This window comes from Kitasatospora sp. NPDC007106 (assembly GCF_040634455.1).
Classification (GTDB): Bacteria; Actinomycetota; Actinomycetes; order Streptomycetales; family Streptomycetaceae; genus Kitasatospora; species Kitasatospora arboriphila.
The window spans coordinates 1-13275 of record NZ_JBEYFP010000120.1 but is presented as its reverse complement, the minus strand read 5'-3'; the positions used below and the strand labels follow the sequence as shown (position 1 = coordinate 13275).

General features: G+C 72.2%; 4 protein-coding genes. 3 read left to right on the top strand and 1 reads right to left on the bottom strand.

The window, feature by feature from the left end; genetic code table 11:
- Positions 1-136 precede the first annotated feature (136 nt).
- The gene (locus ABZ641_RS13615; protein ID WP_359981572.1) at positions 137-3160 is read left to right on the top strand and encodes a bifunctional [glutamine synthetase] adenylyltransferase/[glutamine synthetase]-adenylyl-L-tyrosine phosphorylase; all 3024 of its coding nucleotides are present in this window, start codon (positions 137-139) and stop codon (positions 3158-3160) included.
- 55 nt (positions 3161-3215) lie between these two features.
- Here ABZ641_RS13615 and ABZ641_RS13610 read toward each other — a convergent pair whose 3' ends face one another.
- Positions 3216-4181, bottom strand: coding sequence for a phosphatase PAP2 family protein (locus tag ABZ641_RS13610; protein ID WP_344626213.1), 966 nt, complete (start codon positions 4179-4181; stop codon positions 3216-3218).
- A 479-nt stretch (positions 4182-4660) separates the two neighbouring features.
- On the opposite strand from ABZ641_RS13610, the gene pulA reads away from it, so the two are divergent.
- Positions 4661-10195 carry a pullulanase-type alpha-1,6-glucosidase gene (gene pulA / locus ABZ641_RS13605; protein WP_359981569.1) on the top strand — a complete coding sequence of 1845 codons (5535 nt, stop codon included), beginning with the start codon at positions 4661-4663 and terminating at the stop codon, positions 10193-10195.
- Positions 10196-10707: 512 nt separating this feature from the next.
- Positions 10708-13038 (top strand): M4 family metallopeptidase, encoded by a 2331-nt coding sequence (locus ABZ641_RS13600; RefSeq protein ID WP_344626215.1) that lies wholly within the window; start codon positions 10708-10710, stop codon positions 13036-13038.
- The last annotated feature ends 237 nt before the right edge of the window (positions 13039-13275 follow it).

The following is a 13275-nucleotide window of genomic DNA, read 5'->3' as shown; positions in this document are numbered from 1 at the left end:
GGTCGATTCAGGGGCGCCGGGGGCCGGTAGGTGCCCCCACGCGCCCCCGGATCGACCACCCGAGCGCCCCAACACCGCGGCCCGTAGGCTCGTAGACACGCACCCGTCCGACGGGCCGCGAACATCGGGAGGGGCGATGTCGGTGGATGAACGGACCGGCGGCCGGACCAGCCGCCTGGAGGTCCGGCTGGTCAGGCGCGGCTTCGAGGACCCGGACGCCGCCGTGGCGCGCCTGGCCGAACCGGCGCTCACCGGCCTCGCCGACGACTCCCTGCTGCTGGACTCGCTCGGCTCCACCGCCGACCCCGACCTCGCCCTGCTCGGCCTCGCCCGCTTGCTGGAGGCCCTCGACGAGCCCGAGCGGCACACCCTGCGCGACACCCTCACCACCGCCAAGCCGCTGCGCGACCGCCTGCTCGCCGTGCTCGGCGCCTCCGCCGCCCTCGGCGACCACCTGGCCCGCCACCCGGAGGACTGGCACGCGCTGGTCAGCTTCGAGCAGCACGACATCCACCCGGGCGCCGCCGAGTTCCGCCGCGCCCTCGCCGAGCGCGTCTGGGCCGCCGACCCGCCGCGCCGCCCCGACGTGCTGCGCACCGCCTACCGCCGCTGTCTGCTCGCCATCGCCGCCCGCGACCTCACCGGCACCACCGACCTGTCGCAGGCCTCCGCCGAACTCGCCGACCTCGCCGGCGCCACCCTGCAGACCGCCCTGGACATCGCCTCCGCCGAGGACCCGGACGCGGCGGCGGCCTGCCGGCTGGCCGTGATCGGCATGGGCAAGTGCGGCGGCGGCGAACTCAACTACGTCTCCGACGTGGACGTGGTCTTCGTCGCCGAGGCGGCCGAGGACACCGAGGAGCACCGGGCGATGCAGGCCGCCACCCGGCTCGCCGCCCGGCTGATGCGGATCTGCTCCGACACCACCGGCGAGGGCGTCATCTGGCCGGTCGACGCCAACCTCCGCCCGGAGGGCCGCAACGGCCCGCTGGTGCGCACCCTCGCCAGCCACCTCGCCTACTACCAGCGCTGGGCCAAGACCTGGGAGTTCCAGGCACTGCTCAAGGCCCGCCCGGTCGCCGGCGACGAGGAGCTCGGCGCCGCCTACACCGAGGCCATCGCCCCGCTGGTGTGGCAGGCCGCCGCCCGGGAGAACTTCGTCGCCGACGTCCAGCAGATGCGCCGCCGGGTCGTCGACGCGATCCCCGCCACCGAACTCGACCGGCAGCTCAAGCTGGGCCCCGGCGGCCTGCGCGACGTCGAGTTCGCCGTCCAGCTGCTCCAGCTGGTGCACGGCCGCACCGACCCCTCGCTGCGCAGCGGCAACACCCTGCAGGCCCTGCAGGCGCTCAGCGCGGGCGGCTACGTCGGCCGCGCCGACGCCGCCTCGCTCGACACCGCCTACCGCTTCCTGCGCGCGCTGGAGCACCGCATCCAGCTGCACCGGCTGCGCCGCACCCACCTGATGCCGACCGGCCAGGCCGACCAGCGCCGGCTGGCCCGCTCGCTCGCCGTCCTGATCAACGACGACACCCGGGCGGACCCGGTCGCCGCCCTGCAGCGCGAGTGGAAGCGGCACGCCGTCGAGGTCCGCCGCCTCCACGAGCGGCTGTTCTACCGGCCGCTGCTGGACGCCGTCGCCGAGCTGCCGGCCGGTGCGGCCGGTCTGCGCGCGGACGCCGCCAAGGCCCGGCTGGAGGCGCTCGGCTACGCCGACCCCGCGGCCGCGCTGCGCCACCTGTCCTCCCTCGCCTCCGGCGTCAGCCGCAAGGCCGCCATCCAGCGCACCCTGCTGCCCGTCCTGCTCGGCTGGTTCGCCGACTCCGCCGACCCGGACGCCGGGCTGCTCAACTTCCGGCAGGTCTCCGACGCGCTCGGCCGAACCCCCTGGTACCTGCGGCTGCTGCGCGACGAGGGCGCCGCCGCGGAGCAGCTCGCCCGGGTGCTGTCGGCCGGCCGGCTCGCCCCGGATCTGTTGCTGCGCGCCCCCGAGGCGGTCGCCATGCTCGGCGACCCGCAGGGCCTGGTGCCGCGCGGCCGGGCCGCGCTGGAGCAGGAGATCCTCGCCGCGGTGGGCCGGGCCGGGGACGCCGCAGCCGGGGTGGCCGCGGCCCGCGCCGTCCGCCGCCGCGAACTGTTCCGCACCGCCGCCGCCGACGTGCTCGGCCGCCTCGGCGACGACCCCGCGGAGGCCCTCGACACCGCGGCCGAGGCCCTGACCGCCCTCAACGCGGCCACCCTGCAGGGCGCGCTGCGGGCCTGCACCGCCGGCTGGGAGGCCCGCAACGGCGAGCTGCCGACCAGGATCGCGGTGATCGCGATGGGCCGCTTCGGCGGCCACGAGCTGGGCTACGGCTCCGACGCGGACGTCCTGCTCGTCCACGAGCCGGTGCTGGAGGCCCTCGACGAGGACGCCGCCCGGGCGGCGCACGCCGTCTGCAACGAGCTGCGCACCCTGCTCGCCGCCCCCTCCACCGAGCCGCCGCTGCTGGTCGACGCCGACCTGCGCCCCGAGGGCCGCAACGGCCCGCTGGTGCGCACCCTCGCCTCGTACGCCGCCTACTACCGGCGGTGGTCGCACGTGTGGGAGAGCCAGGCGCTGCTGCGGGCCGAGCCGGTGGCGGGCGACGCGGCGCTGGGGGAGCGGTTCCGGGCGCTGATCGACCCGCTGCGCTACCCGGGCGGCGGGGTGCCGGAGCGCGACCTGGTGGAGATCCGGCGGATCAAGGCCAGGATCGAGTCCGAGCGGCTGCCGCGCGGTGCCGACCCGACCACCCACACCAAGATCGGCCGGGGCGGCCTCGCCGACGTCGAGTGGGTGGTGCAGCTCTTCCAGCTCCAGCACGGCCACGAGCTGCCGGGGCTGCGCACCACCCGGACGCGGGCGGCGTTGGCGGAGGCGGCGCGGGCCGGGCTGGTCTCGCACGAGGACGCCCTGGTGCTGGACACCGCCTGGGTGCTGGCCTCCCGGGTGCGCAGCGCGGTGATGCTGGTGCGCGGCCGGGCCGGGGACAGCTTCCCCGGCGACGCCCGGGAGCTGTCCGGCGTCGCCCGCTACCTGGGCTACGGGGCCGGGCACTCCGGGGAGCTGGTGGACGACTACCGGCGCACCACCCGGCGGGCCCGCGCGGTGGTGGAGCGGCTGTTCTACGGTCCGTGACGGTTGCGCCCCGGGGTCCGGGGGCCGGGGGAGCGCGGCCGGGGGCGGCCCGCGGTCAGTTGCGGCCGGCGCCGACCGGGGTCGTCCAGTGCACCGGCACGGTGACCGGCTGCGGGCGCGGCCCGCCCGGGACCCTGGGCAGCTGGTACGCCCAGACGTGGTAGAGCAGCCGGGCGGCCAGGAAGCCGACCGCGAGGCAGAGCACGCCGCCGACGGCGTCCATCCAGAAGTGGTTGGCGGTCGAGACGATCACGACCAGGGTGGCCGCCGGATAGAGCAGGCCGAGCACCCGCACCCAGGTGCGGCGGGCCAGGAAGAAGATCGTCAGACCGCACCAGAGCGACCAGCCGATGTGCATCGAGGGCATCGCCGCGTACTGGTTGGAGACGTGCGCCGCCGGGCCGGAGGCCATCGACCCCCAGGTGTGGTGGACGGCGACGGTGTCGACGAAGCCGCCGCCGGTCATCAGGCGGGGCGGTGCCAGGGGGAAGCAGTAGAAGCCGACCAGCGCGATGCCGGTGGTGACGAAGAGGACCGTCCGGGTGGCCGCGTAGCGGCCGGGATGTCTGCGGTACAGCCAGACCAGCACCCCGATGGTCACGATGAAGTGCAGGGTCGCGTAGTAGTAGTTCATACCGACGATCAACCACTCGGCCCGGTCCACGGTGTGGTTGACCGCCCGCTCTATGCCGACGCCGAGCGTGCGCTCGAAGCGCCACACCCAGTCGGCGTGCTTCTGGGCGATCGCGGCCTGCTCGGGGACGGCGTTGCGCACCAGCGAGTACAGCCAGTAGCTGATGCCGATCAGCGCCAGCTCGAACCAGAGCCGCGGCCGGGCGGGGGAGCGGCGCTGGGTGCGGACCCGCGCGCGGAGCGCGGCGGAGCGCGTACGGGCGGCGCTGGTGGCTCCGTCCGGCAGAGAGGTCCTGTGGTGCGTGGCCTCGCCCGGGACGGAACCGCCGATGGGCGCCGCGCCGGCGCGGTCGGCGTCGGCTGCGTGGATCTCGGTCGGTTCCCCCATGGACGAGAAGTCTGCCAGACGTCCCGTGGCCGTCCGCTCATCCTCTGGTCGGGGATTCTTCACCGGCTGTCCCCCTGCGGTCGGAGGGGGAGTGAGCCTGGGGGGACGCATGCAATCCATTGTTGCGTGTGCGCATCACAGAGGTCGAGCCGGGGGGACGGGCCGAAGAGGGGCCGGGGCGGCGCCGGGGCGGGGGAGGCCCCGGCGCCCTCGCGCGGTGCGGTTCCACGGGGGAGCCCGTCGGGTGCTGTCAGGCACCGGACCGGGTCGTCCGGACCCGACGGGCAGCAATCCCCGTGAAACGCGCCCGGCATCCGGCGGTACTACCCGGGCACACGTACGACTCTGCGGCCTTCGCAACGGTTCGGTCAAGAGGTTGGTTGCAACATTTTCTGCATCTTGCTGAAACATCTTGCAGCGCGCTAGCGTCCACGCCACCTCAACTCAATGACGAACGAGCCGCCCCAAGGGAGCCCGCCGTGGCCGATGCTCAGCCCCGCCGTTCTCGGAGCACCACCCCGTACCGCAGACCCCGCCGAGCAGCCGTCCTGCTGGCCGCGTCCCTGATCTCCGCCACCCTCGGTTCGGCTCCGCTGGCCGCCGCCGCGGCCCCGCCCGCCCCGCCCACCGACGCCGCGCTCGCCGCCACCGCGGCCCGGCACGACCTCACGCGGGAGCAGTTCTACTTCGTCCTTCCCGACCGCTTCGCCGACGGAAACACCGCGAACGACACCGGGGGCATCACCGGCGGCCGTCTCGACAACGGCTTCGACCCCGCCGACAAGGGCTTCTACCACGGCGGCGACCTGCAGGGCCTGATCGACAAGCTCGACTACATCGAGGACCTCGGCACCACCGCCATCTGGATGGCGCCGATCTTCAAGAACAAGCCCGTCCAGGGCACCGGCGCCGACGCCTCGGCCGGCTACCACGGCTACTGGATCACCGACTTCACCCAGGTCGACCCGCACTTCGGCACCAACGACCAGCTCAAGGAGCTGATCCGCAAGGCGCACGACAAGGGCATCAAGGTCTTCTTCGACGTCATCACCAACCACACCGCCGACGTCGTCGACTTCGCCGAGCACAGCTACGACTACCGCTCCGCCGGCGCCTACCCGACCCTGGACGCGGACGGCAACCCGGTCGACGAGACCGCCGTCGCCGACGCCGGCACCGCCTGGCCGAAGATCACCAAGGACTCGTTCCCCTACAGCCCGGTGCTGCGCACCCCGGCCGACGCGAACGCCAAGGTGCCGTCCTGGCTGAACGACCCCTCGCTCTACCACAACCGCGGCAACTCGACCTTCGTCGGCGAGTCCGCCACCGAGGGCGACTTCTCCGGCCTGGACGACCTGGACACCCAGAACCCCAAGGTCGTCGAGGGCTTCAAGAAGATCTACCAGACCTGGGTCGCCGATGCCGGTGTCGACGGCTTCCGGATCGACACCGTCAAGCACGTCAACATGGCGTTCTGGCAGAACTGGGCGCCCGCGCTCAAGCAGTTCGCCGCCCAGCGCGGCAACAAGGACTTCTTCATGTTCGGCGAGGTCTACTCCGCCGACCCGTCCGTCACCGCGCCGTACGTCACCAAGGGCAAGCTGCAGGCCACCCTGGACTTCGCCTTCCAGGACGCGGCCCGCCGGTTCGTCTCGCAGAACGGCTCGGCCAAGTCCCTCGCCGAGCTGTACGCGCAGGACTACCGCTACACCACCGGTGCCACCGACGCCTACGAGCTGCCGACCTTCCTCGGCAACCACGACATGGGCCGGTTCGGCAGCTTCCTGCAGAGCGACAACCCGGGCGCGAGCCAGGACCTGCTGCTGAAGAAGGACCTGCTCGCCAACGAGCTGCAGTTCCTCACCCGCGGCCAGCCGGTCGTCTACTACGGCGACGAGCAGGGCTTCACCGGCGCGGGCGGCGACAAGGACGCCCGGCAGGACATGTTCGCCTCCAAGACCCCCTCGTACAACGCCGACAACGTGATCGGCGGCAGCAAGGGCTCCGCGGACCGGTACGGCAAGCACGGCGCGCTCTACGAGGGCATCTCCGACCTCGCCTCGCTGCGCGAGGCCCACCCGGCGCTCGCCGACGGCGCCCAGATCGAGCGGTACGCCGCCGACGGGGCCGGCGTGTACGCCTTCTCCCGGATCGACGCCAAGCAGCAGGTCGAGTACCTGGTCGCGGTGAACAACGCGGCCGAGCCGAAGACCGTCGCCGTGGACACCTACTCGGCCGGCATGGACTTCCGGCCGGTCTACCCGGCCGCCGGCGCCAAGAGCACCACCGGCGCCGACCGCAAGCTCACCGTCACCGTGCCGCCGATGTCCTCGGTGGTCTACAAGGCGGCCGGCAAGCTCGCCAAGCCCGCCGCCGGCCCGCAGATCACCCTGCAGGCGCCCGCCGACGGCTCCACCGGCACCGTCACCGTCGGCGCCACGGTGCCCGGCAGCGGCTTCAACCGGGTCACCTTCGCCGCGCAGGTCGGCACCGGCCCGTGGCAGGTCCTCGGCACCGCCGACAACGGCTCCTTCAAGGTCACCCAGGACGTCTCGGCCGCCGCCCCCGGCACCGTCGTCCGCTACAAGGCCGTCGTCCAGGACTCGGCCGGCCGGCTCGCCTCCACCACCGGCTCCTTCACCACCGGCGCCCCGGTGCCGCAGCAGGCCCCGAGCTCCACCTCCCGCCCGTACGCGGTCGTGCACTACCAGCGCAAGAACAACGACTACGACGGCTGGAACCTGTACGCCTGGGGCGACCTCGCCGACGGCGAGTCCACCACCTGGCCCGACGGTCACGGCTTCGTCGGCCGCGACGCCTACGGCGCCTTCGCCTACGTCAAGCTGAAGTCCGGCGCCTCCGACGTCGGCTTCGTCGTCGAGAACAACGGCACCAAGGACGTCGACGCCGACCGCCACATCGACCTCGGCACCACCGGCGAGGTGTGGATCAAGGAGGGCGACCCGGCCGTCCGCACCGCCGACCCGGACCCGGCCGTGCCGGTGAAGGAGAACACCGCGGTCATCCACTACCACCGGGCCGACGGCAACTACGACGGCTGGGGCCTGCACGACTGGACGGGCGCCGCCAACCCCACCGACTGGGGCAGCCCGCTGATGCCGGCCCGCAAGGACGCGTACGGCGCGGTCTTCGAGGTGCCGCTCGCCGAGGGCGCGACCAGCCTCAGCTACATCCTCCACAACGGCAACGACAAGGACCTGCCGCAGGACCAGTCGCTGAACTTCGCCACCAGCGGCCGCGAGATCTGGATCGTCGGCGGCCAGGAGGGCTACCTGCTGCCGCAGGCCGCCGGCACCTCCTCGCAGCTCGACCTCACCTCCGCGCGCGCCCAGTGGATCGACGCGAAGACCGTCGTGGTGCCCGCCAACTACGGCGCCGGCGACGCCGCGCTGAAGGGCGGCACCAGCGCCCAGCTGATCTTCGACCCGGCCGGCGGCATCACCGTCGACAAGGGCGTGCTCAGCAAGCCCGGCCGCTGGATCCGGCTCAACCCGGGCACCCTCACCGACGCCCAGAAGAGCAAGTTCCCGCACCTCGCGGGCTACCGCGCCTTCACCGTCGACAGCCGCGACACCGGCCGGATCACCGACGCCCTGCGCAGCCAGCTGATCTTCAGCGAGCACCTGCCGAACGGCGCCGCGCTGGCCGCCACCGGCGTGCAGATCCCCGGCGCCCTCGACGACCTGTACGGCGCCAAGGCCGCCAAGGCCCAGCTCGGCCCGGTCTACAGCGGCCGCAAGGAGAGCGGCTGGTTCGGCGACGACAACCGCAAGGTCACCCTGTCGCTCTGGGCGCCGACCGCCACCGAGGTCTCCGTCGACCTGTACGACAAGGCCACCGGCGGCACCCCGAAGAACGTGCCGCTCAAGCGGGACGACGCCACCGGCGTCTGGTCGCTCACCCGCGACCGCGACGACCTCGACGGCAAGTACTACACGTACGAGGTCAAGGTCTGGGCGCCCAGCGTCCAGCAGGTGGTGACCAACACCGTCACCGACCCGTACGCCGTCGCGCTCTCCACCGACTCCACCCGCAGCCTGGTCGCCGACCTCTCCGCCCCGGGCACCAAGCCCAAGGGCTGGGACACGCACCGCAGCCCGGCCGCGATCCCCGCCACCAAGCAGCAGATCCAGGAGCTGCACGTCCGCGACTTCTCCAGCGCCGACACCACCGTGCCGGCCGACGAGCGCGGCACCTACCTGGCGTTCACCCACTCCGCCTCGGCCGGCATGCAGCACCTGCGCGACCTCGCCAAGGCCGGCGTCACCACGATCCACCTGCTGCCGACCTTCGACATCGCCACCATCCGCGAGAACCGCGCCGACCAGAAGCTGCCCGCCTGCGACCTCGCCTCGCTCGCCGCCGACAGCGACAAGCAGCAGGAGTGCGTCGCCGCCGTCCAGGCCGACGACGCCTACAACTGGGGCTACGACCCGCTGCACTACACCGTGCCCGAGGGCTCGTACGCCACCGACCCCAACGGCACCGCCCGCACCGTGCAGTTCCGGCAGATGGTGCAGGCCATGCACGACGCCGGCCTGCGGGTCGTCCTCGACGTGGTCTACAACCACACCGCCGCCGCCGGACAGGCCGAGCACTCCGTGCTCGACAAGATCGTCCCCGGCTACTACCAGCGGCTCAGCGACACCGGCAAGGTCACCACGGACAGCTGCTGCGCCGACACCGCGCCCGAGCACGCCATGATGAACAAGCTGGTCGTCGACTCGGTCGTCACCTGGGCGCGGCAGTACCGCGTCGACGGCTTCCGCTTCGACCTGATGGGCATCGACCCGAAGTCGACCATGCTGGACGTGCAGTCGGCGCTGCGCGCGCTGACCCCGCAGAAGGACGGCGTCGACGGGAAGAACATCTTCCTGTACGGCGAGGGCTGGAACTTCGGCGTCGTGGCCAACGACGCCCGCTTCGTCCAGGCCACCCAGACCAACATGGCCGGCACCGGCATCGCCACCTTCAACGACCGGATCCGCGACGCCGCCCGCGGCGGCAACTTCATGCTCTCCTCGGCGCCCCAGCAGGGCTTCGCCTCCGGCCTGTTCACCGACCCCAACGGCTCGGCGGACAACGGCACCGCGGCCGAGCAGAAGGCCCGCCTGCTGCACCAGATGGACCAGGTCAAGGTCGGCCTCACCGGCAACCTGGCCGGCTACTCCTTCACCGACACCAACGGGAAGACCGTCACCGGCAAGGCCGTCGACTACAACGGCGCCCCCACCGGCTACGCGGCGCAGCCCGGCGAGGCCGTCGAGTACCTCGACGCGCACGACAACGCCGACCTGTTCGACGCCCTCGCCTACAAGCTGCCGACCGGCACCTCGCCGGCCGACCGGGCCCGGATGCAGGCGCTCGGCCTGTCGCTGACCGCGCTGAGCCAGGGCCCCGGCTTCGCCCAGGCCGGCAGCGACCTGCTGCGCTCCAAGTCGCTGGACGCCAACGCCTTCGACTCCGGCGACTGGTTCAACGCCATCCACTGGGACTGCACCCAGGGCAACGGCTGGGGCCGCGGCCTGCCGATGGCCGCCGACAACAAGTCGATGTGGCCGACCGCCAAGTCGCTGCTCGCCGACCCGAAGCTGGCCGTCGGCTGCAACGAGACCAAGGCCTCGACCTCGATGTACCAGCAGTTCCTGCGGATCCGGCAGTCCTCGCCGCTGTTCTCGCTGAGCACCGCCGCCGAGGTGCAGAAGCGGCTGTCCTTCCCGCTCTCCGGCACCGCCGCGGAGGCCCCCGGTGTGATCACCATGCACCTGGACGGCACCGGCCTGCCCGGTGCGGAGAAGGGCATCACCGTGGTCTTCAACGCCACGCCCACCGCCCAGCAGCAGACCCTGGCCGCCCTCAAGGGCACCGGTCAGGCGCTGCACCCGGTGCTGGCCGGCGGCGCGGACGCGGTGGTGAAGCAGTCCGCCTTCGACCCGGCCACCGGCACCTTCACGGTGCCGGCCCGCACGGTGGCGGTGTTCGTCCAGCACTGACGGAACGTCCGTAGGACGAAGGGGCTCCGCAGCCATGCGGAGCCCCTTCGTTTTGGCCGAAAACCGATCCCCGGCGGCGCGATGGTGCGTCATGTCAGGTACGCAGCAACAGGTTCGCGCACCCACCGGCCCCACCGCCGGGCCGGTAGGGGCCGATCCGGCCACCGGCGGGCCGCGTCGCGCCGCGGCGGAGGTCCGCCGCGGTGATCGAGGCGACTTCCCGTCAGGCGTTAACGCCCGTTGGCGTTTCTTGGCCAATCTGGTGGCATGCATCTGTCATTCATCGGCCGTTTGCTGCCACGATTCCTCCGGCCGCAGACGGGCTGGTCCCCCACCCCCGGTGCGGCCGTACCAACGACAGGTCCAGCGCCGCCGCTCCACCTGCACCGCCTCTGCTTGCACCGCACCCGAGCCGCGCACCCACCGGCCCGGGCCCCCGCTGCGCCGCAACCCCGCGGCCCAGGTTCTCTCCACCGCTCGTGACCCCGCGACCGGTCGGAAAAGGAGTCCGCATGTCCCGCTACACCCCTGCCCGGGTGAGTATGGCCGCGCTGGCGGCCACCACTGCTCTGCTGGTGACCGGCATCCCGGTCGTGGCCAACGCCGCACCCACCGCGCCCTCCGCCGTGGCCCCGCAGGCGGCCGTGAACCGCGCCCAGCTGCTGTCCGACGCAGGCCAGCGCAGCGCCGCCGTCGCCCAGACGCTCGGCCTCGGCGCGCAGGAGAAGCTCGTCGTCAAGGACGCGATCGTGGACGCGGACGGCACCCGCCACCTGCGGTACGAGCGCACCTACGCCGGACTCCCCGTCCTCGGCGGCGACCTGGTCGTGCACCAGACCGCGGCCGGTGCGACCAAGAGCGTGGACAAGGCCAGCCAGGCCGTTCTGACCGGCGTGAACACCACGCCCAAGCTGGCCGCGCCGAAGGCGCAGGCCACCGCGCTGGCCGCCGAGTCGGGCTCCGCCCTGGACACCGCCCCGCGGCTGGTCGTCTGGGCCGCCGACGGCGCCCCGCGCCTCGCCTGGGAGACCGTCGTCTCCGGCACCGAGTCGGACGGCACCCCGAGCAAGCTGCACGTGATCACCGACGCCACCACCGGCAACGTGATCCAGAAGGCCGAGGGCATCAAGACCGGTACCGGCACCGGCGTCTTCGTCGGCAACGTCACCATCGGCACCACGCTGTCGGGCTCGACGTACCAGATGAAGGACGGCGGCCGCGGCAACGGCTACACCACCAACCTGAACCACGGCACCTCCGGCACCGGCACCCTGTACACCAAGTCCACCGACACCTGGGGCAACGGCTCGGCTTCCAACTCGGAGTCCGCCGCGGTCGACGCCCACTTCGGCGTCGCGGCCACCTGGGACTACTTCAAGAACGTCCACGGCCGCAGCGGCATCAAGGGCGACGGCGTCGGCGCCTACAGCCGCGTGCACTACGGCAACAACTACGTGAACGCGTTCTGGGACGACGGCTGCTTCTGCATGACCTACGGCGACGGCTCCGGCAACAACGCCCCGCTGACCGAACTCGACGTCGCCGGCCACGAGATGAGCCACGGCGTCACCTCGAACACCGCCAACCTGAACTACTCGGGCGAGTCGGGCGGCCTCAACGAGGCCACCTCCGACATCTTCGGCAGCATGGTCGAGTTCAACGCCAACATCCCGTCGGACAACCCCGACTACCTCATCGGCGAGCTCATCAACATCAACGGCGACGGCACGCCGCTGCGGTACATGGACAAGCCCTCCAAGGACGGCAGCTCCGCCGACTCCTGGTACTCGGGCGTCGGCAACCTGGACGTGCACTACTCGTCCGGCGTCGCCAACCACTTCTTCTACCTGCTGGCCGAGGGCAGCGGCGCCAAGGTCATCAACGGCGTCAGCTACAACTCGCCGACGGTCAACAACATCGCCGTCACCGGCATCACCCGGGACAAGGCCGCGAAGATCTGGTACCGCGCGCTGAGCGTCTACATGACCTCGACCACCAACTACGCGGCCGCCCGCACCGCGACCCTGAACGCCGCCACCGACCTGTACGGCAACGGCAGCGCCGAGTACAACGCGGTCGCCACCGCCTGGGCCGCGGTCAACGTCGGCTCGCTGCCGAGCGGCACCGTCACCGTCACCAACCCGGGCAACCAGACCACCGCCCTCAACGGCACCGCCAACCTGCAGATCCAGGCCAGCGGCGGCACCGCCCCGCTGACCTTCAGCGCCACCGGCCTGCCGACCGGCCTGTCGATCAGCTCCGGCGGCCTGATCACCGGCACCGCCACCACCGCGGGCACCTACAACGTGACGGTGACCGCCAAGGACGCCGCGAACAAGACCGGCACCACCAGCTTCACCTGGACGGTCAACTCCGGTGGCGGCGGCAGCTGCACCCCGGCGCAGCTGCTCGGCAACGCCGGCTTCGAGTCCGGCAGCACCACCTGGACCTCCTCCAGCGGCGTGATCGACAGCTCCACCTCCGAGGCCGCGCACAGCGGCTCCTGGAAGGCCTGGCTGGACGGCTACGGCTCCGCCCACACGGACAGCCTCTCGCAGACGGTGAGCATCCCGGCCGGCTGCAAGGCCACCCTGAGCTACTGGCTGCACATCGACACGGCGGAGACCACCACCTCCACCGCGTACGACAAGCTGACCGTCACGGTCAACGGCACCACCGTCGCCTCGTACTCGAACCTCAACAAGGCGACCGGCTACAGCCAGAAGACGATCGACCTGTCGGCCTACGCGGGCCAGTCGGTCACCCTGAAGTTCAACGGCGTGGAGGACTCCTCGCTGCAGACCAGCTTCGTGATCGACGACACCTCGATCCAGACGAGCTGAGCCTGATCCGGCAGTGAGCGAGGGCCCGGCGGCCACGGCCGCCGGGCCCTCGCGCATCCCCACCGCCATCTCGCGGTGTGAGACTCCGGAAACCCCCGCGCAACACGAAACACCGCGGAAACACGGGTGTCCGCAGCGGGAAATACGGCCCGGACAGACTCTCCCGACCGGCGCGCCCACCACCACCCGCAGGCGCGTTGCACGGGAAGGTTCCGCATGCTGCTCGCTGACTCCACG

Excerpts from the sequence above, each read along its gene's own strand:
- ABZ641_RS13610 (WP_344626213.1), bottom strand. The coding sequence starts at position 4,181 with ATGGGGGAACCGACCGAGATCCACGCAGCCGACGCCGACCGCGCCGGC.
- ABZ641_RS13615 (WP_359981572.1), top strand. The coding sequence starts at position 137 with ATGTCGGTGGATGAACGGACCGGCGGCCGGACCAGCCGCCTGGAGGTC.
- ABZ641_RS13600 (WP_344626215.1), top strand. The coding sequence starts at position 10,708 with ATGTCCCGCTACACCCCTGCCCGGGTGAGTATGGCCGCGCTGGCGGCC.